Origin of the sequence: Enterobacter cloacae complex sp. 397G4 (assembly GCF_050031515.1) — a bacterium.
Classification (GTDB): domain Bacteria; phylum Pseudomonadota; class Gammaproteobacteria; order Enterobacterales; family Enterobacteriaceae; genus Enterobacter; species Enterobacter hormaechei_C.
The window spans coordinates 2,314,557-2,333,853 of sequence record NZ_JBLGWE010000001.1 but is presented as its reverse complement, the minus strand read 5'-3'; the positions used below and the strand labels follow the sequence as shown (position 1 = coordinate 2,333,853).

The 19,297-nt window shown below is 58.0% G+C and carries 19 protein-coding genes and 2 pseudogenes; 10 read left to right on the top strand and 11 right to left on the bottom strand.

Annotated features, from left to right (window positions below):
• Positions 1 to 13: 13 nt before the first annotated feature.
• Both ACQG1Y_RS11370 and ACQG1Y_RS11365 read left to right on the top strand, forming a co-directional pair.
• Positions 14 to 1,096: an HlyD family secretion protein gene (locus ACQG1Y_RS11370; RefSeq protein ID WP_017693458.1), complete on the top strand. Its 1,083-nt coding sequence runs from the start codon at positions 14 to 16 to the stop codon at positions 1,094 to 1,096.
• Positions 1,093 to 2,472, top strand: coding sequence for an efflux transporter outer membrane subunit (locus ACQG1Y_RS11365; RefSeq protein WP_017693459.1), 1,380 nt, complete (start codon positions 1,093 to 1,095; stop codon positions 2,470 to 2,472). The genes ACQG1Y_RS11370 and ACQG1Y_RS11365 overlap by 4 nt, the downstream gene beginning before the upstream one ends.
• Before the next feature lie 94 nt (positions 2,473 to 2,566).
• On the opposite strand, the gene hrpA is transcribed toward ACQG1Y_RS11365, so the two are convergent.
• Positions 2,567 to 6,469, bottom strand: a complete 3,903-nt coding sequence (gene hrpA / locus ACQG1Y_RS11360; RefSeq protein ID WP_086524456.1) for an ATP-dependent RNA helicase HrpA — start codon at positions 6,467 to 6,469, stop codon at positions 2,567 to 2,569.
• Positions 6,470 to 6,672: 203 nt separating this feature from the next.
• Here hrpA and azoR point away from each other — a divergent pair, with 203 nt between their 5' ends.
• Both azoR and ACQG1Y_RS11350 read left to right on the top strand, forming a co-directional pair.
• Complete coding sequence (gene azoR, locus ACQG1Y_RS11355; RefSeq protein WP_015570577.1) at positions 6,673 to 7,278, top strand: FMN-dependent NADH-azoreductase; 606 nt, start codon at positions 6,673 to 6,675, stop codon at positions 7,276 to 7,278.
• 90 nt (positions 7,279 to 7,368) lie between these two features.
• The gene (locus ACQG1Y_RS11350) at positions 7,369 to 8,055 is read left to right on the top strand and encodes an RluA family pseudouridine synthase (RefSeq protein WP_017384499.1); all 687 of its coding nucleotides are present in this window, start codon (positions 7,369 to 7,371) and stop codon (positions 8,053 to 8,055) included.
• Positions 8,056 to 8,062: 7 nt separating this feature from the next.
• Here ACQG1Y_RS11350 and ACQG1Y_RS11345 read toward each other — a convergent pair whose 3' ends face one another.
• A complete protein-coding gene (locus ACQG1Y_RS11345; protein WP_017384500.1) occupies positions 8,063 to 8,602 on the bottom strand; it encodes a DUF2058 domain-containing protein in 540 nt (179 codons plus the stop codon).
• A 168-nt stretch (positions 8,603 to 8,770) separates the two neighbouring features.
• Between ACQG1Y_RS11345 and ACQG1Y_RS11340 the strand changes: the two genes are divergently transcribed.
• Both ACQG1Y_RS11340 and ACQG1Y_RS11335 read left to right on the top strand, forming a co-directional pair.
• Positions 8,771 to 9,745: a DUF1852 domain-containing protein gene (locus ACQG1Y_RS11340; protein ID WP_426736767.1), complete on the top strand. Its 975-nt coding sequence runs from the start codon at positions 8,771 to 8,773 to the stop codon at positions 9,743 to 9,745.
• A gap of 25 nt (positions 9,746 to 9,770) precedes the next feature.
• Positions 9,771 to 10,799 (top strand): methionine synthase, encoded by a 1,029-nt coding sequence (locus tag ACQG1Y_RS11335; RefSeq protein WP_086524455.1) that lies wholly within the window; start codon positions 9,771 to 9,773, stop codon positions 10,797 to 10,799.
• A gap of 3 nt (positions 10,800 to 10,802) precedes the next feature.
• On the opposite strand, the gene ACQG1Y_RS11330 is transcribed toward ACQG1Y_RS11335, so the two are convergent.
• Positions 10,803 to 11,735, bottom strand: a complete 933-nt coding sequence (locus ACQG1Y_RS11330; protein ID WP_033486781.1) for a LysR family transcriptional regulator — start codon at positions 11,733 to 11,735, stop codon at positions 10,803 to 10,805.
• Between the two features lie 98 nt (positions 11,736 to 11,833).
• Between ACQG1Y_RS11330 and ACQG1Y_RS11325 the strand changes: the two genes are divergently transcribed.
• Together ACQG1Y_RS11325 and ACQG1Y_RS11320 are read left to right on the top strand one after the other, a co-directional pair.
• On the top strand, positions 11,834 to 12,268 hold the full coding sequence (locus ACQG1Y_RS11325; protein ID WP_003857304.1) for a DMT family transporter: 435 nt from the start codon (positions 11,834 to 11,836) through the stop codon (positions 12,266 to 12,268).
• 4 nt (positions 12,269 to 12,272) lie between these two features.
• The gene (locus ACQG1Y_RS11320; protein WP_003857305.1) at positions 12,273 to 12,731 is read left to right on the top strand and encodes a DMT family transporter; all 459 of its coding nucleotides are present in this window, start codon (positions 12,273 to 12,275) and stop codon (positions 12,729 to 12,731) included.
• On the opposite strand, the gene ACQG1Y_RS11315 is transcribed toward ACQG1Y_RS11320, so the two are convergent.
• From ACQG1Y_RS11315 to ACQG1Y_RS11280, 8 genes and pseudogenes are all read right to left on the bottom strand, one after another.
• A complete protein-coding gene (locus tag ACQG1Y_RS11315) occupies positions 12,728 to 13,261 on the bottom strand; it encodes a DUF3833 domain-containing protein (protein WP_032653483.1) in 534 nt (177 codons plus the stop codon). The genes ACQG1Y_RS11320 and ACQG1Y_RS11315 overlap by 4 nt on opposite strands.
• Before the next feature lie 23 nt (positions 13,262 to 13,284).
• Positions 13,285 to 13,497: pseudogene (locus ACQG1Y_RS11310) on the bottom strand (hypothetical protein); the annotation flags it as partial.
• Positions 13,487 to 13,699 (bottom strand): annotated as a pseudogene (locus tag ACQG1Y_RS11305) (DUF2878 family protein); the annotation flags it as partial. The pseudogenes ACQG1Y_RS11310 and ACQG1Y_RS11305, both read right to left, overlap by 11 nt.
• 40 nt (positions 13,700 to 13,739) lie before the next feature.
• Complete coding sequence (locus ACQG1Y_RS11300) at positions 13,740 to 14,960, bottom strand: SAM-dependent methyltransferase (protein WP_047733401.1); 1,221 nt, start codon at positions 14,958 to 14,960, stop codon at positions 13,740 to 13,742.
• Positions 14,957 to 15,679 carry a DUF1365 domain-containing protein gene (locus ACQG1Y_RS11295; RefSeq protein WP_045357753.1) on the bottom strand — a complete coding sequence of 241 codons (723 nt, stop codon included), beginning with the start codon at positions 15,677 to 15,679 and terminating at the stop codon, positions 14,957 to 14,959. The genes ACQG1Y_RS11300 and ACQG1Y_RS11295 overlap by 4 nt, the downstream gene beginning before the upstream one ends.
• 1 nt (position 15,680) lies before the next feature.
• Complete coding sequence (locus tag ACQG1Y_RS11290; protein WP_368740429.1) at positions 15,681 to 16,940, bottom strand: NAD(P)/FAD-dependent oxidoreductase; 1,260 nt, start codon at positions 16,938 to 16,940, stop codon at positions 15,681 to 15,683.
• Entirely contained in the window at positions 16,937 to 17,656 is a 720-nt protein-coding gene (locus ACQG1Y_RS11285; RefSeq protein WP_017384506.1) for an SDR family NAD(P)-dependent oxidoreductase, read from the bottom strand. The genes ACQG1Y_RS11290 and ACQG1Y_RS11285 overlap by 4 nt, the downstream gene beginning before the upstream one ends.
• The gene (locus ACQG1Y_RS11280) at positions 17,653 to 18,087 is read right to left on the bottom strand and encodes a nuclear transport factor 2 family protein (protein ID WP_063135138.1); all 435 of its coding nucleotides are present in this window, start codon (positions 18,085 to 18,087) and stop codon (positions 17,653 to 17,655) included. Before ACQG1Y_RS11280 ends, ACQG1Y_RS11285 begins: the two co-directional genes overlap by 4 nt.
• Before the next feature lie 258 nt (positions 18,088 to 18,345).
• Between ACQG1Y_RS11280 and ACQG1Y_RS11275 the strand changes: the two genes are divergently transcribed.
• Positions 18,346 to 18,543: a hypothetical protein gene (locus ACQG1Y_RS11275; RefSeq protein ID WP_003857318.1), complete on the top strand. Its 198-nt coding sequence runs from the start codon at positions 18,346 to 18,348 to the stop codon at positions 18,541 to 18,543.
• 1 nt (position 18,544) lies between these two features.
• Entirely contained in the window at positions 18,545 to 19,297 is a 753-nt protein-coding gene (locus tag ACQG1Y_RS11270; protein WP_368740430.1) for a hypothetical protein, read from the top strand.

The window sequence follows — 19,297 nt, the reverse complement described above, 5'->3', positions numbered from 1 at the left end:
TTCAGGAGAAGTTATGAGTCAGCAGGATGCCGCCAAAGAGCAGGCCAACACCCGCAAAAATGTGCGCGTCGTTTCCATTTTCACCGCCGCGGCTATCGGCATTGTCGGGGTACTGGTGATCCTTTATGCCTGGCAGCTGCCCCCGTTCACGCGTCATGCCCAGTTTACCGATAACGCCTACGTGCGCGGCCAGACCACGTTCATCAGTCCCCAGGTAAACGGCTACATTACCGAGGTCCATGTTCAGGATTTCGCGCAGGTTAAAAAAGGCGAGCTGCTGTTGCAGATAGATGACCGCATCTATCGCCAGCGCGTCCATCAGGCCGAGGCGCAGCTGGCAATGAAAATTGCAGCCCTGAATAACAACCTGCAACAGCGCAAAAGCGCGGAAGCGGTGATTGCCAAAAACGAGGCGGCGCTGAAAAACGCCCGTGCCCAAAGTCTGAAAACCCAGGCGGATTTGAAACGCGTGAAAGAGCTGACCGCGGACGGCTCCCTCTCCATTCGCGAGCGCGATTCGGCGCTGGCCAGTGCCGCCCAGGGGAGCGCCGATATCGACCAGGCGAAAGCAACGCTTGAGATGTCGCGTCAGGATTTACAAACGGTCATCGTCAATCGCGGTTCGCTGGAAGCGGACGTTGAGAATGCGAAAGCCGCGCTGGAGCTGGCGCAGATCGATCTGCAAAACACCCGCATTGTCGCGCCGCGTGACGGTCAGCTTGGGCAGATTGCGGTGCGTCTGGGGGCGTATGTCACCGCCGGGACGCACCTTACCACGCTGGTCCCGCCGCAGCACTGGGTGATCGCCAATATCAAAGAGACGCAGCTGGCGAATTTACGCGTCGGACAGCCGGTGAAATTCACCGTCGATGCCTTAAACGATAAAGCCTATCAGGGCCGCGTGGAGAGCATATCCCCGGCCACAGGGGTCGAGTTCAGCGCTATCACCCCGGACAACGCCACGGGCAACTTTGTTAAAATCGCCCAGCGCATCCCGGTACGCATTGAGGTACTCGGTGAGCCGGAGGCGTACCGGCTGCTGCGTCCTGGCATGTCGGTGCAGGTGACCATCGACACGCGGGAGGCGAAACAATGACGCTTCGCCCGATAGCCGGCCTGCTGATAATGACTATCCTGGCGGGATGCCAGTCGGTAGACGTTGAGCCCGCCAAATCGTCCCTGCACATACCGGCCCAGTGGCGCGCGACGTCGGGGCCAGCCAGCCCGACAGAGCAGCTCTGGTGGCGAAATTTTCACGACAGCAATCTGAATCGCTATGTGGATCAGGCGCTGAAGAATAACAGCGACGTGCTGATTGCCCGCGAGCGGATTAACGAGTACCAGGCCCGGGTGTACGCCGCTGACGGCAGCCTGTTCCCGTCGCTTGACGCGGGCGTGACCGGGACGCGCGCGCGCTCGCAGTCCGCCGCCACGGGGCTTCCGGTATACGGTACGTTGTACAAAGGCAGCCTGACCGCCAGCTACGACGTGGATATCTGGGGCGTAAACCGCAGCACCTCCCGTGCCGCTGAAGCGTCGCTGGAGGCACAAAAGGCGGCGGCTGCGGCGGCTGATCTGACCGTCGCATCCTCGGTGGCCTCCGGGTACGTCACCCTGCTGTCGCTGGACGAACAGCTGCGCGTTACCCGGTCCACGCTGAAGTCGCGTGAAGAGGCGTTCAACCTCGCCAAACGACAGTTTGAGACGGGATACAGCTCTCGCCTTGAGCTGATGCAATCGGATTCTGAGCTGCGCGCCACCCGCGCCCAGGTTCCACTGCTTCAGCACCAGATTGCGCAGCAGGAAAATGCGCTTAGCCTGCTGCTGGGCAGCAACCCGGGTGACGTTGCGCGCGGTGAAAGCTTTGATGCCCTGACGCCGCTGAAACTGCCCTCCCAGCTGCCGTCGACGCTACTGAACCGGCGCCCGGATATCGTCCAGGCTGAACGTCAGCTGATTGCGGCGGACGCGACGCTGGCGGCATCGCGCGCCAGCCTGCTGCCGTCGATCAACCTCACGGCCACGGGATCGGTGCAGGATCGCACGCTGTCGGGATTGCTGGATAACCCGCTACAGCTCTGGAGCGTGGGCGGCAGTATTCTTGCGCCGCTGCTGAACCGTCAGGCGCTGAATGCGCAGGTAGATATCTCTCAGTCCCAGCGGAATCAGGCGCTGTATAGCTACGAAAAAACCGTGCGTAACGCGTTTGCTGAGGTGAATGACAGCCTTGATGCCATCACCCGCTATCAGGAACAGCTTACCGAGCTGCTGGCACAGCAGACGGTCGCGCAGGAGACGCTGCGGATTGCGCAAAACCGCTACCGCAACGGATACTCTTCTTATCTGGATGAGCTCGATGCGCAGCGCACGCTGTTCTCGGTGCAGACCAGCGTGGTACAGGTGAAAAACAACCTGCTGCTGGCGCAAATTGATTTGTATAAAGCGCTGGGCGGCGGCTGGAGCAGTGCCTGAAGACATGCCGGGTGGCGGCTACGCCTTACCCGGCCTACGTGCTCTACATGCTCTCCCGTAGGCCCGGTAAGCGCAGCGCCACCGGGCAACGGTTTTAGCCGGAAATCTGCTCCATCGCCTGCAAGATACGCTTATCCGAAATGGGATACGGCGTTCCCAGCTGCTGAGCGAAGAAACTGACGCGCAGCTCCTCGATCATCCAGCGGATCTCCCGCACGTCGTCGTCATCGCGACGCGCCGGCGGCAGTTTGTTGAGCCACTGCTGCCACGCCTGCTGCACGTTTTCGACTTTCAGCATCTGCGCACGATCGCGATGCGGATCGACCGCCATTTTCTCCAGACGCTTCTCTATCGCCTGCAAATAACGCAGCGTATCGCCCAGACGCTTAAAGCCATTGCCGGTGACAAAGCCGCGATACACTAGCCCCGCCATCTGCGCCTTGACGTCCGACAGCCCCAGGGCCATGGTCATATCCACCCGCCCCTTCAGGCGCTTGTTGATATTGAACACGGCGGTAAGGATCTGCTCGACCTGTTTGGCAATCTCGACCACGGTGTCGTTCAGCTCCGCGCGCACCTTTTCATGAAGCTGAGCAAAGCCCTCTTCCGTCCAGACCGGACCGCCGGCCTCGTGGATCAGCTTATCCACACCGCAGGAGATGCAGTCGTCGATCAGGTCCAGCACCTTACCGTACGGGTTAAAGTAGAGCCCCAGCTTGGCTTTGTTCGGCAGCTTCTCGTGCAGATACTTAATCGGCGACGGGATGTTAAGCAGAAGCAGTCGACGCAGCCCACGCCACATCATCTGCTGTTGCTCCTGCGGATTGTCAAAGAGCTTAATCGCCACGCTGTCGCGCTCATCCACCAGCGCGGGCCAGGCTTTCACCCTGTAGTTCCCGCGCTTCTGCTCGTAGCTTTCCGGGAGCTGACCAAAGCTCCAGATGTGCAGCCCGCTCTGCTCAATGCCGTCATCGGCCACCGCAGAGAGCGTCTCCTGGACTTTACCTTTCAGCGCCTCTTTCAGCTCCGTCAGAGAACGGCCTTCGAGCAGCTTTTTGTTTTTATCGTCCACCACGCGGAATGTGATTTTCAGGTGATCTGGCACCTGATCCCAGTTCCAGTCGTCGCGGTCGATGGTGGTTCCGGTCATGCGGCGGAACTCACGCTCCAGGGCGTCCAGCAGCGGCAGCTCCAGCGGCGTGACGCGGCCTAAAAACGCTTCGGCGTAGTTCGGCGCCGGCACAAAGTTACGCCGCACCGGTTTAGGCAGGGATTTGATTAACGCAATGACCAGCTCGCGGCGCAGGCCGGGGATCTGCCACTCAAACCCGCTCTCTTCCACCTGGTTTAACAGCGGCAGCGGAATGTGCACCGTCACACCATCGGCATCCGCGCCCGGCTCAAACTGATAGGTCAGACGCAGCTTGAGGTTGCCCTGATGCCAGAAGTTCGGGTAATCGAGTTTGCTGACCGACTCCGCGCCCTCTTTGATCAGCATGCTCTTTTCGAAGTTGAGCAGGTCCGGGGCCTCTTTGCTGGCTTTCTTCCACCAGCTGTCGAAATGGCGCGCCGAGATCACATCGTGACTGATGCGCTGATCGTAAAACTCAAACAGCGTCTCGTCGTCCACCAGAATGTCGCGACGGCGGGACTTGTGCTCAAGCTCTTCCACCTCGGCGCGCAGCTTCAGGTTTTCGCGGAAGAACGCATGACGCGTCTGCCAGTCGCCTTCCACCAGCGCGTGGCGGATAAACAGCTCGCGACTCAACGCCGGATCGATCTGGCTGTAGTTAACCTTACGCGCGGCCACCACCGGCAGGCCGTAGACGGTGACTTTTTCCGTCGCCATCACCGCGCCCTGCCCACGCTCCCAGTGCGGCTCGCTGTATGAGCGTTTCAGCAGGTGCTGCGCCACCGGCTCGACCCATTCCGGATCGATACGCGCGGCAATCCGCCCCCACAGGCGGCTGGTTTCCACCAGTTCCGCAACCATGGTCCACTTCGGCGGCTTCTTGAACAAGCCGGAACCCGGGAAGATGGAGAAGCGGGCGTTACGCGCGCCGGTATATTCCTGCTTATCCGCATCCTTCATCCCGATATGGGACAGCAGGCCGGTCAGCAGCGCGATATGAATCTCGCGGTACTCCGCCGGTTCACTGTTCACCGGTATACCCAGCTCTTTCACCACCTGGCGCAGCTGGGTGTAGATATCCTGCCACTCGCGTACGCGCAGATAATTGAGGAAATCCACCCGGCACTGACGGCGGAACTGGTTCGAGGAGAGCGCTTTTTGCTGCTCGCCAAGGTAGTTCCACAGGTTCACAAAGGCGAGGAAATCGGACTCTTTATCGTGGAAGCGACGGTGTTTTTCGTCCGACGCCTGCTGCTTGTCCATCGGACGCTCGCGCGGATCCTGAATGGAGAGCGCCGAGGTAATGATCATCGCCTCGCGCACGCAGCCGTGTTTTTGCGCCTCCAGCACCATGCGCGCCAGACGCGGGTCGACCGGCAACTGGCTAAGCTGGCGGCCCAATGGCGTTAGCTTGTAGGCCGTCGCCTGTTCGTCGGTGGTGATGGCCCCCAGCTCTTCCAGCAGCCGCACCCCGTCCTGAATATTGCGCTTATCCGGCGCTTCCACAAACGGGAAGGCGGCGATATCGCCCAGCCCCAGCGCGGTCATTTGCAGGATAACGGATGCCAGGTTGGTCCGCAGGATCTCCGGATCGGTAAACTCCGGGCGCGACAGGAAATCGTCTTCCGAATAGAGACGAATACAGATCCCTTCCGACACGCGGCCGCAGCGGCCCTTACGCTGATTAGCCGACGCCTGCGAAACCGGCTCAATCGGCAGGCGCTGAACTTTGGTGCGGTAGCTGTAGCGGCTGATGCGCGCCGTACCCGGGTCGATCACGTATTTAATGCCCGGTACGGTCAGCGAAGTTTCGGCCACGTTGGTCGCCAGCACGATGCGGCGCCCGCTGTGCGGCTGGAACACGCGGTTCTGCTCGCTGTTCGACAGGCGCGCGTACAGCGGCAGGATCTCGGTATGGCGCAGATCGCGCTTGCTGAGCGCATCGGCGGTATCGCGGATCTCGCGCTCGCCGCTCATGAAGATCAGAATGTCGCCAGAACTCTCGTTGCCCAGCTCGTCGACGGCATCAAAGATGGCCTGAAGCTGGTCGCGCTCGGTATCGTCCGCCTCTTTCACAATCGGGCGATAGCGCACTTCCACCGGATACGTGCGTCCTGACACCTCGATAATCGGCGCATTGTTGAAATGTTTTGAGAAGCGCTCCGGGTCGATGGTCGCGGAGGTGATGATGATTTTCAGATCCGGACGCCTGGGCAGCAGCTCTTTCAGGTAGCCGAGCAGGAAGTCGATGTTCAGGCTGCGCTCGTGCGCTTCATCGATGATGATGGTGTCGTACTGCGTCAGCAGACGATCCTGCTGGATTTCCGCCAGCAGGATACCGTCGGTCATCAGCTTAACCATGGTGTTATCGCTGACGTGGTCGCTGAATCGCACCTTGTAGCCGATGCAGCCACCCGGCTCCGTTTGCAGCTCTTCCGCAATACGGTTCGCCACGGTGCGCGCCGCCAGACGACGCGGCTGGGTGTGACCGATCAACCCTTTCACCCCGCGGCCCAGCTCCATGCAGATTTTCGGCAGCTGAGTGGTTTTACCTGAACCGGTTTCCCCCGCGACGATCACCACCTGGTGGTCGCGTACGGCCTCAAGAATGTCCTGTTTCTTCTGGCTGACGGGCAGATTTACCGGATAGGTAATCTCCGGACGTGCGGCTTCACGCAGCACAACTTTCCCTGCCGCCTGTTCAATCTCGTTGGCCATCTCCTGGTAAATGGCCTGTTGTGCATCAGGATTTTTAACCTTCTTAACGCCGTGCAGACGGCGCGCAAACCGCTGTTTATCGCGCAGCATCAGCGAATCAAGCTTTTGCATCAGCATCGGGAAGGTCAATTTTTGGTGTTCTGTCATAGCGTTAACGGGCAGTGCACTGCCGGATAAAATCTCTTTTTAATGATTGGTATAGAGTACCACATCAGCGCTTTTCGCGCCTTATTCAAAAAATTCGAACATAGGCTTCGATATATTGCGCTATCCCTGTGGCAGGATTGTGAATAAAGTGTCAACAAGCAACGGGGCACCCCCCTCAATCAAATACAAAACAGGAATTTCCCATGAGCAAAGTATTAGTGTTGAAATCCAGTATTCTGGCAGGGTATTCACAGTCTGGTCAGCTGTCTGACTATTTCGTTGAACAGTGGCGTGAACAGCACAGCGCGGATGAAATCACCGTGCGTGACCTGGCGGCAAACCCAATTCCTGTGCTGGACGGCGAGCTGGTTGGCGCGCTGCGTCCGAGCGATGCACCTCTTACCCCGCGTCAGCAGGAAGCCCTGGCGCTCTCCGACGAGCTGATTGCTGAGTTGCAGGCGCACGACGTTATCGTGATCAACGCCCCAATGTACAACTTCAACATTCCTACCCAGCTGAAGAACTACTTCGACCTGGTGGCGCGTGCTGGCGTAACCTTCCGTTACACCGAGAATGGCCCGGAAGGTCTGGTGAAAGGCAAGCGTGCGGTTGTACTGACCAGCCGCGGCGGTATTCACAAAGATACCCCTACCGACCTGGTCGCACCGTACCTGACGCTGTTCCTGGGCTTCATCGGCATTACCGACGTGAACTTCGTGTTCGCTGAAGGTATCGCTTACGGCCCGGAAGTGGCCACCAAAGCGCAGACCGACGCGAAAGCCGCTATCGACAGCCTGGTCGCTGCCTAAGTTTTCCCCCTCTCACCGCCCGGTGGGAGGGTTTTTCTTTTCCCCCGTATTTCGTTATCATCCGCACCCACTCTCCAGCCCGGCGGCCTGATGTCTGTCATTATCGATACGTTTATTGCACCACCCTGTCACGACGACATTGAGATCCTCTGGCAGGACGAGCATCTGCTGCTGATCAATAAACCTTCCGGTCTGCTCAGCCTGTCGGGGAAAAATCCGCAAAACCTCGATTCCGTCCACCACCGTCTTGTTCAAACCTTTCCCGGCTGCACGCTGGTGCATCGTCTTGATTTTGGCACTTCGGGTCTGATGGTCATTGCGCGTAACAAAGCGATCAACGCCGCGCTTTGCCACCAGTTCAGTCAGCGCGCCGTGAACAAGGTTTACACCGCCCTGTTGTGCGGACATGTGGAACAGGACGAAGGGACCGTGGATGCGCCGATTGCCAAAGATCCGGCGCTGTTTCCGCTGATGACGATCTGTGCCCGCACCGGTAAGCCCGCTCGCTCGCGCTATCGGGTGGTGGAACGTATTTACCAGGATACGATAATGCCGCTGACGCGGGTTGAGCTTACCCCGGAGACCGGGCGCACCCACCAGCTGCGCATTCACTGCCAGCAGTTAGGCCACCCTATTCTGGGGTGCGATTTGTATGGTGGTCTGGAATGGCCGGGGGCGGAAGAAACGCCCCGGCTGATGCTGCATGCAAGCGCTCTGAATTTTATTCATCCGCTGAGCGGCGAGACGATAAACGCCCGTCACGCCGCGCCGTTCTGAGCGGGGATTACCACATTAAATCGTCAGGGATTTTGAAGTCTGCGTACGGATCGTCTTCGTCCTGCTCTTCCTGACTCAGGGCGCTGTTTAGCACAATGCTGTCCGCATCGCGCTGGGCAATTTTATCCGCCACTACCGCCGGGATAATCGCGTAATCACAGTCGCCATTCGCGTTAATCACCAGTCGGGCAATCGCCAGACGGCCGTTGATCAGCTGGGTTTGCGTCTGCTTATCGACCTCGATTTTTTTGATCAGGTTGCCGTCGGTAAAGTTAAAGGTAATGTTGCCCTTCGCCACGGTGATGCGGTTCATCTCAATCAGCTGCTTCACCTGCGCCCTGAACTCTTTTGCCAGCACCGCCTGTTTTTGCTGTTCGCTCAGCTGCTTATCACGCTCCAGCTGGGCTTTCTTGTTCTCTTCAACAGCCTCTCTCGCCTCGCGAGCCTGGACGCGGGATTTTTTCGCCGTGCGCTGGACCTTCGCCATCTTTTTACTGCTGACTAAGCCCGCTTTCAGCATCTGCTCTTGTAGGGTGAGTTTTGTCATGTTCGTTTAAACCGGTTGGAAATGTCGGGGGATTATACCTGAATCGCGCAGTTCATGAAGAACCCTCATGTTGCAGTGAAATTAAGTCACTTCCCCTGCGCCAGTGGCTCAGGCATAAATTATGCATTGATAACGTTCCGGCAACATGAACTTAGGATGCATAACCAAATGAGTCAGGCTTTCACATTTACCCTTAAGCGCAGTTGCTTTGATGAAAATTATAACCCGTCAGAAAACACGCGTACCACCACCAACTTCGCCAACCTGGCGCGTGGCGAGAAGCGTCAGGAGAACCTGCGCAATACGCTGGTGATGATCAACAACCGCTTTAACGCGCTGGCGAGCTGGGAAAACCCGAAAGCTGACCGCTATGCCGTCGAGCTGGAGATTATTTCAGTCGATATGAATATCGGCGGCGATTTTACTTTCCCGGCCATCGAAATTCTGCAAACGACGATCGTGGATAAAAAAAACCACGAGCGCATCGAAGGCATCGTCGGAAATAACTTCTCATCGTATGTTCGTGACTATGATTTCAGCGTCCTGCTGCTGGAGCATAATAAAGACCGGGCTCGTTTCTCTCTCCCCGAGAATTTTGGCGAGCTGCACGGCAATATCTTTAAAAGCTTCGTTCATTCTGCGGAATATCAGGCGAACTTTAAAAAAGCGCCGGTGATCTGCCTGAGCGTCTCCAGCAAAGACACCTATCGTCGTACCGGTAACCACCACCCGGTGCTGGGCTATGAGTACCAGCCGGACGGCGAGTCGCTAACGGAACAGTACTTCGCGAAGATGGGCCTGAAGGTTCGCTATTTCATGCCGGAAAACAGCGTCGCGCCTTTTGCCTTCTTCTTCACCGGCGATTTACTGCGTGATTACACCAATCTGGAACTGATCGGCACCATCAGCACCATGGAGACGTTCCAGAAGATCTATCGACCAGAAATTTACAATGCCAATTCCGCTGCGGGACAGTGCTATCAGCCCGACCTGAATCAGCAGGATCACTCATTAACCAAAATCGTCTATGACCGTGAAGAGCGCAGCCGGCTGGCCATTGAACAGGGTAAATATACCGAAGAGCGGTTTATCAAACCCTATAAAACCCTTCTTGAGCAGTGGTCTCAACACTTCACGCTTTAATTTAATACGGATAAAAGGTTCTTTTATGAAAACATTGCTCCCGACATCAACGGCTGGCAGCCTGCCGAAACCCACCTGGCTTGCGCAGCCGGAAACGCTCTGGTCGCCGTGGAAACTCCAGGACGAGGAATTACTGGCAGGGAAACAGGATGCGCTGCGTTTGTCTCTGGATGAACAGATTCGCGCCGGGATTGATATCGTCAGCGACGGGGAACAAACCCGCCAGCATTTCGTCACCACCTTTATTGAACATCTCAGCGGCGTGGATTTTGAGAACCGTCAGACGGTACGCATCCGTAACCGTTACGATGCGAGCGTGCCGACCGTGGTAGAAGCGGTGGCGCGCCAGAAGCCGGTGTTTGTTGACGACGCGAAATACCTGCGCCAGCTGACTGACAAGCCGATCAAGTGGGCGCTGCCCGGCCCGATGACCATGATCGACACGCTATACGATGCCCACTATAAAAGCCGCGAAAAGCTGGCCTGGGAGTTCGCTAAAATTCTCAATCAGGAGGCCCGCGAGCTGGAAGCGGCCGGCGTCGACATTATTCAGTTCGACGAACCTGCCTTTAACGTCTTTTTCGACGAGGTGAATGACTGGGGTATCGCCGCACTGGAGCGCGCCATTGAAGGGCTGAAATGCGAAACCGCGGTACATATCTGTTACGGGTACGGCATCAAAGCCAATACGGACTGGAAAAAGACGCTCGGCTCCGAGTGGCGCCAGTATGAAGAGGCATTTCCAAAGTTACAGACCTCGAAGATCGATATCATCTCGCTGGAGTGCCACAACTCGCGCGTGCCGATGGATCTGCTGGAGCTTATCCGCGGTAAAAAAGTGATGGTCGGGGCAATTGACGTCGCCACCCAGACCATCGAAACGCCTGAAGAGGTGGCCGATACGCTGCGCAAGGCGTTGCAGTTTGTTGATGCAGACAAGCTCTATCCGTCCACCAACTGCGGTATGGCCCCCCTTTCCCGCCAGGTCGCCAACGGTAAGCTGAAGGCGTTAAGCGCCGGGGCCGACATTATCCGTCGCGAGCTTGCCCGCTAACCTTCAGGTTTGCCAGTACAGCGGCGTACCGAACCGCTCAATATAGTAATCAATCACCGCCCTGACGTTCAGGGGCGGATGACGCGCGTTCGGGTAAATCGCCGCAATCGTCAGTGGCTCCGTATTAATTGAACACTCCATTTCCGGCAGCAGCGCCACCAGCTCACCGCTTTTGAGCCGTTCGCTCACCATCCAGTCCGGGAAAAGCACAACGCCCATGCCGCCCAGCGCCGCAATCAGGAGCGTTTCCGCGTTATTGGAAGTCATCAGCGGTACAATGGGATAGTGAACCCACGCCTCGCCCGGCCGCCGGATCAGCCAGCGGTTAGGCCCGGACGAGCCGCGGTAAACCAGACAGTGGTGACGGCTGAGATCGTCCGGCCCCTCGGGCGCGCCATGTTTTTGCAGATAGTCCGGCGAGGCCGCCAGATGATAGAACTGCTGCCCGAACACCCGGGCGTGAAACGAGGAGTCCGTCAGCGCGCCGATGCGGAAGATAACGTCCGCGGCATCACGGTGCGGATCGATAAAATCGTCGGTGAGGGTCAGTTCAATGGAGAGACGAGGGTAACGCGCCAGAAGCCCCGGCAGGCCCGGCGCGATGTGCCTTTGTCCGAAAAAGACCGGGCCATTGATACGCAGCGTGCCCGACGGCTCGCGGGCGCGTTCATCCAGCTCGCGTCGCGCGTCCTCCATATTCCCGGCCATCGCACGGGCATAGCGCACAAAAAGATGCCCGCTCTCTGTGGGCATAATCGCCCGCGTGTTGCGGTAGAAAAGCTGTTGCCCGAGGGCGTCCTCAAGCTGGTGGATCACGCGTGAGACCTGCGACGCAGAAATCCCTTCCCGCCTCGCCACCACGGAAAAATTCTGCGTTTCATAAACGTCGATGAAGATCAGCAGCGCGCGAATGCTGATATGTCCGGCACCCATCATTAATGCATTTCCTGCAAAGGTGTTTCCTGCATTATGGCATTTTTCTCAATGATGTTCAGGCGTAATCTTCTCCGCCTGGAAAAAGGAGAAAAAGCGTTATGCACATTATTTTAATTTTACTGGTGATTGCCGGCGGCATGGGGCTGTCCGTGGAAGCCGGGCTGCTGGGGCCGCTGGGCGCAGAGGTGGGCGACCTGTGGGCGGCGTTCAGCATATTCAGCGTGGGAACGGGGCTGACGTTTCTGCTGATGCTGTTTTTCAGCCCGCGCAACAGTCCCTCATTTTTTGCGCAGCCTTCATGGCACCTGTTGGGCGGCGTGCTCGGCCCGGTTTACGTCATCATTCTCACCATTGCCACGCCTGCGATCGGCATTGCCATGACGATGATCGGCATTCTGGCAGGCCAGGTTTTTAAAAGCCTGATTATTGACCACTATGGCCTGCTGGGTACGCCGCACCGCAGGATCGATACAAAACGCATTATTGCGCTGGGATTTATCATCGCCGCGCTCATTCTCGTGGCGCAGGGGTAACGTTATGACAGTAATTATGATTATTCTGGCGGTGATTGGCGGCGCAACGCTGAGCATTCAGGCTGCCATTAACGGGCAATTAGGCAGCAGCGTGGGGGTATTTAAAAGCGCGTTTCTGACGTTTTCCGTCGGCGCGCTGGTGACCGCCCTGCTGATCTTCTTTTTTGAGCCGAAACAGGCGGTCAGCCTGATGGATGTACCCAAATGGCAGCTTCTGGGGGCCCTCTGCGGCGTGCCCTATATCGTGATTATGGTGCTCGCAGTGCAGCGCATCGGGACCGCCGTTGCCACGGTAGCGGTTATCCTGGGCCAGCTGGCCATGAGCATGCTGATTGATAACTTTGGCTGGCTGAACAATGAAGCCATTCCGTTTTCAGTGAGCCGTTTCGGGGCCGTCGTCTGCCTGAGTATTGCGCTCTTCTTCATCTACTCAAGCAGTAAACCTCAGCCCGAAGAGGATTAACCGCCCTCTTTGCGGGTAAAGAACAGCGTCACCGTGGCGACGGTGACGCCAAATTTCTTCATCTCGGTTTTATTAAACAGACGGGTGCTGTCCTGCAAATACATCCAGTCATCAAAGTGCAGCAGCCAGGTTTTGCCGTCCGCCTTCACGTTCATGCTGTAGCGCCAGTTAAGGGCATTGCCCGCCGCCTGGCCTGTCGCGACACCTTCTATGTCACCCGCCGTGCCTTCATAGCGATTCTGCCCTACGCGGCGGATATGCCAGACGCGCTGCTGCTTCTCGCCGTCATCGTAGACAAAATGTTCATTCAGGGTCAGCGTATCGCCGATAACATCCCCGGCGATCTCGACGTGAAAACGACGGATCTGCTTACCGCTGCGATCCTGCACCATCCCCCACGCCTCGGTTTTCCCCTGGAAGTAAGTAAAAATATCAAGCCGTGGCTGCTGCTGACGATACTCTGTCACCTCGGTGCTACATCCGGCCACCAGCATCGTCAGGGCAAGCGCCATTAACAGGAAACGTTTCATTGTGGTCCTCCGATTAACTGCTGACGCAGTTCAGGATACTCGCTCAGCCAGGCTTCACTCTGCGGCTCCTGCTGCAAAATGCCCTGCGCCTGACACTGGTCGCCGGTCGCCTCAACCAGGTCGTCACCATCGATGTCCCGGGCATAGGTGATAATCAGCGCATTATCGCCGTCTAACCCTGTATAGCTGCCGTCGGGCGTCAGAAGCTGAGAGGTATAAACGGTAAACGGCCCCCAGACGCTCGCCGATCAGGTAGGCCACCGGCCCGCCCAGGGTCGCCAGTACCGTCAGCAACCAGCCCGGCAAGGTGGTCGTGCGGGTCAGTTGCGTCCAGACGGTGGCAAACATTAGCCACAGCGCCACCATCCATAGCGGCATCAGGGACGCGCCCGTGAACGCAATCAGCCCCGTCAGCGCCCAGAGCGCGTCCAGTAGAGATCAAACCCGATGGCCAACAGAAATACCTGCCCGTAGCGCTTCATACGCGTTCCGCAGTCAGCTGCACCACGCTGATGGTGCGGGCATTAAACCCGGCTTCACAGTAGCCGAGGTAGTACAGCCACATCCGGCGGAAACGGTCATCAAACCCGAGCTTTTCAATCTCCTGCCAGGCGTGAACGAACCGCTGACGCCAGTGCGCCAGCGTGCGGGCGTAGTCCGGTCCCATATCGAAGAGGTTACGCACCACAAAATCGGTATGGCGGGTCATGAGTTCATTCATGGCGGTGATGCTGGGCAAAAAGCCGCCGGGGAAGATGTAGCGCTGAATAAAATCGACGCTTTTGCTGTAGTCGCGATAGCGTTGATCCTGAATGGTGATGGCCTGAATCGCCATCCGCCCGCCTGGACGCAGACGCGCCTGGCAGGTGCGGAAAAATGTTGGCAGGTAGCGTTGACCGACGGCCTCAATCATCTCAACCGACACCAGCTTGTCGTAGACCCCGGTCAGATCGCGGTAGTCGCAGAGCAGCACCTCAACACGATCCTGCAACCCTGCCCGGGCGATGCGCGCGGTGGCCCAGCGGTACTGCTCCTGCGACAGCGTGGTGGTGGTCACCCGGCAGCCGTAATGACGGGCGGCATATTCCGCCATCGCCCCCCAGCCGGTGCCAATCTCCAGCAGATGATCGTTTGCCGTGAGCGCCAGCTGGTCACACAGCCTCGCCATTTTCGCCTGCTGAGCCGCGGTCAGATCCTGCTCGTCCCCGCTAAACAGCGCGCTGGAGTACAGGAGATGTTCATCAAGGAAATGGGCGTAAAAGGCGTTGCCCAGATCGTAATGGGCGGCAATATTTTCCCGCGCCTGCGCGCGTGAGTTGCGCCGCATCCAGTGCCGCAGCCGCTCCACCGGTTTCCCGAGCAGGCGAAACCCTTTTTCCAGCTTTCCGAGGATTTGGCTATTGCGCGCAATCAGCTCCAGCAGCGGCGTCAGGTGGGGCGTCTCCCAGTCGCCATCCATCCACGCTTGTGCCGCGGCGAGGCTGCCCCCGGTTAAAATGCGCCAGTAGACGCCCGGAGCAAGTACCTGCACCTCAGCGTGAAGCGCGGCGGAAGCGTCGCCGAACTGGAACGTCTGCGCGCCTTCACGCAGCGTCAGCGAGCCACCGTGCAGGCCATTCAGCAGGCGGAAGAGCAACCATCGCGCGACGCGGACGTTGCGCGGGATATCGGGTTCAAGCGCAAAGACGGGATTGGTCATGAGCGTTCACTCCTGCTGAGGGGATGGTTATGCAGCGGTACGCGCTTCAGCCACAGCCTGAGCGCCTGCCAGTAAATGGCGAAAACGGTTTTGAGGGTCATCAACGGGATCCGCGCCAGCAGCGAACGCAGCGCCGTGCGCGTCAGCGGGACCCGGCGCAGCGTCAGGGTGGCATCAAACACCTTCGTCTCCTGATGGTTTTCGATATGCATGCGCAGCGTGCTGTCCGGGCTGTTGAAGCGCCAGTGGTAGATCATATCCATCGGATTAAAGGGCGAGACGTGAAACGCTTTCTCCGTCGGCGGGGCGTCCCGCCCCGCTACCGCGTAGTAATGTCGTTCATTCCACGGCGTGTTACGGACTTCGGCGAGAACCCAGCGCAGGGTGTCTTCCCCGTCATAGCAGTAGTAAAAATTGACCGGGTTGAAATGAAAACCGAAATAGCGCAGCTGAGTCAGAAGCATGACCCGCCCCGCCGGACGTTCGCCGGTCAGATTTTCCAGACACTCAAGGACACGCGCTTTGAGCGGCGTGCCCAGCGGGTAATCCGCATCATAAAATGCCGCGGGCGCAACGCGGTTACGACGCACGCCGACAGAGGGCAGCGCGTCCAGCTCATCCAGATCGAGCCAGGCCATAAATACGCTGTAGGTAAAGTGGTGCGCTTTCGGCGCAAGCCGACGATGGCGCAATGTACCGTGGTAAAGGCAGCTGTTCATCTCAGTTGCCCTCCCCGGTCGCGATAGCGTTGACCACGTCCAGCGCACTGCGCACGCCATCTTCGTGGAAGCCGTTGTACCAGTACGCGCCGCAGAACCAGCTCCGCTGGCGACCGTTTATTTCGCCGCGCCGGGCCTGAGCTTGCCAGCTTTGCGGGTTAAAAAGCGGATGCTCATAGACAAAGCGGCGCAGCACAAACCGTTCCTCCACCGGCGTTTCCGGGTTGAGGGTGACGCAAAACAGCGGGCTACCCGGCGGCAGTCCCTGCAAGATATTCATGTTGTAGGTGACGCAGGCGCTGGCCCGATCCTGCTCGCTGAGGCGGTAGTTCCAGCTCGCCCACGCGCGTTCGCGCACCGGCAGCCAGCGCGGATCGCGGTGAAGCACCACCTCGTTACGCTGCCAGCCGATATCCCCCAGCACCTCGCGTTCAGCCTGCGTTGGGCTGGCGAGCATCGCCAGCGCCTGAGCGGAGTGGCAGGCGAAGATCACCTGATCAAAAGTGTCTGTTACGCCCTCACGCGCAATATCAACCCCACGATCGTGGCGAATAACCTGCTGCACCGGCGCGTTAAGGTGCAGCGTCAGGCGATCGCCGAGCGTATCCAGCATCGCGCGGATATACTCCCTGGAGCCGCCTGGCACCACGTACCACTGCGGACGATGGGTAATGTCCAGCAGACCGTGGTTTTCAAAAAAGCGTAAAAAGAGCGGCAGCGGAAAGCGTTTCATCTCCTGTAGCGACGACGACCAGATAGCCGCCCCCATGGGCAGGATGTAGTGGCGCGCAAAAAAGGGCGTAAAACGGTGCTGGCGCAGGAACGTTTCCAGCGTGGCGGAACCATCGACTTCGCCCCGGAGCGTCTGTTTCGCCAGCCGGTTAAAGCGCACGAGCTCCTTCAGCAGCGTCCAGAAAGCCGGGTTGAGCAGATTACGTCGCTGGGCGAACAGCGACGTCAGCGTGTGCCCGTTGTACTCCAGCCCGCTCTGCGGGTTGTGCACCGAAAAGCTCATCTGCGTTTTTTGCCCGCAGATGCCCAGTTCGCTGAGCAACCCCATGAAGCGCGGATAGGTGCGGTCGTTGTAGACGATAAAACCGGTATCGATGGCAAAGCTGCCCTGCGGCGTATCGACATCCACCGTTGCGGTATGGCCGCCCGGCGTGGCCTGCGCCTCAAACAGCGTGACCTGATGATGTCCGGCGAGCCGCCAGGCACAGGTTAACCCGGCGATGCCGCTGCCGATAATTGCGATTTTCATGGTCGCACCATCCTGCGCAGCAGTGCGCGCTGAAGTACATCGGGCAGGCCGGAAAGCAGGCGCAGCGCCAGGCTGAACCCGGCGGGAAACGCGATGTGATCCTTCCCTTTTGCCAGACCGCGACGAATGGCGTGGACGGCGTCCCCCACGCTGACCCGGCCCGGCATCGGGAAATCGTTTTTGCGGGTCAGCGGCGTGTCGACAAAACCGGGTGAAACGACCGTGACGGCAATCCCTTTCGGTTCCCAGTCGAGGCGCAGCGTATCGGCGAACCAGGTTAACGCCGCTTTAGAGGCGCCATACGCTTCGGCTCGCGGGAAGTGAAGCCAGTGCGCCATCGAACTGACCAGCACCACGCGGTTGCCGGATACCAGCTGCGGCTGCAACGCCGCAAGGCAGTTTACCGGCCCGATGAAATTGGTGGTCATGACCCGCGCCACCAGCTCGGCATCCACCTCGCCGCGGTCGAGATACTCGCAGGTTCCGGCGCAGAGAATCACCGTGTCGGCAGTACAGTCCGCCAGCGCCTGGCGACAGGCGTCCCTGTCTGTCATATCGAACAGGCGCACCGTAATGTTGGGGCTGTACTGATGCACGGCTGCCAGACGTTGCGCATCGCGCCCGCAGGCAATCACCCGGTAACCATCGTCGGCAAAAGATTTCGCCAGCCCCGCCCCGATGCCCGAGCTTGCGCCGGTGATCAGAACCGTTTTCATGATTTCACTCTTCGCTTCACGCCGCGCACGGCCCAGCCGAGTATCGGGAGATGTTCGTAAATCATCTCTCCGGCATCGTAGTAATCCCGCTGGCGAACAATGCGATCGTCGCGCATGTCTACCACGGAGCAGCCTGGCAGCTGGCGCATTGCCCCCCCGGCGATACGTGGGTGCGACCAGTGCATCATCCAGGTGACCACAAAGCGATCGCCCTGCTGCAACGGTGCATCGACGGTAAAGCGACAGTGCTGGACGTTAGCCAGCAGATGGGTGAAATAGCGCTGAATCGCGAACACCCCGCTGTGTTCGCCAAAGGGATCGATAAGCGTGGCATCGGCGCGATAAATCCCCGCCAGCGCCGAAGGTGGCTGGGTATCCAGCGTGGCGTAGTAATCAATGAACCGACTGATGACGGACGGCAACGTGCTCATGGGTCACATCCTGGGTGTAAACAACGTAGCGGAATCGCATAATTTAAACTTACACAATTAACTTTATTTGTCCAAGTTTGCGCAGATATATTTTTTATTCTTATTGTTTTTCAGTTACATGGAATATCACCATGCACAACCATTTTGTGAAAAATATGAATTTCGCCGCCAGGCTGCCGATTTTTTAGGGATAACCTTAAGGCAAAGGTGCCATTTATCTTCCAGACTTATCCTTTTAATTCATAAGGATGTCACGCGATGAAACATTTACTGATGACGCTCTTTTCCAGCCCGGAATCCTTGTTGCAGGTCATGAGTCACCAGGAAATTATCGAAGCCGTAGAGGATGGCGACCGCATCATCATCGATCAGGATGGAAACGCCTCGGTTAACTACAAAAGCCACGAAGTACGGCAGGACTTTCTGCGCCATGTCAACGCGCTGAAGAGGGCCTGAAATGGGAACGGCAATATTCATGGTATTGATGGTATGCGGGTACTGGTACACCAGCCGCGACCTCTCAACACGGTTTAAAATCAAGCGATCCTTTGGCTGGGACGTCTATTTTCTTGTTGCACTGTATGGCTGTATTTTTGTTCTTCAGGGGGTGATCGCCACCGGCCTGCTGTGGCTGCTGTTGTTCGCCCTCTCCGCCGCCGATAACACGTTCCATTTCACGTCAGCAAAATATGCCGACTGGCAAATTGATTTTATGAACTGGAGCTTCCTGGGGATTCAGGCCCCGGTGGTGGTGATGCTGACCTTCGCGATCCTGTTTTGTCTCTATCGCTCGAACTGGGCCGGAAGCGCGCGGCTGGACGGTGAGGGCCGGAAAAAATTGTACAAGCGGCTGGCGCAGTCGAGCGGGATTGAACAGCTGCTCTATCAGTGCATGGAGGAAGGTGAACTGGCGCACGTCACGCTGAAATCGCGGCGGATCTATATCGGCATGATCCATACCGCCACGCTGGAGTATGAAAAAACGGCCAATATCGTACTTATTCCGATGCTGAGCGGCTACCGTGACGGGAAGAACATGCAGCTCTGTATCGAACATAACTACAGCAAATGGTATGCCGAGCATGACATTACGCTCGATTCGGAGCCCAAAAGCGCCATGGATTTTCGCAAAGTGCTCATGCTGGATCAGATCGAGAGTATTTCGCTGTTCGATCCGGCAAGCGCCAGCGCGCTGGCGATGCGTGAATAA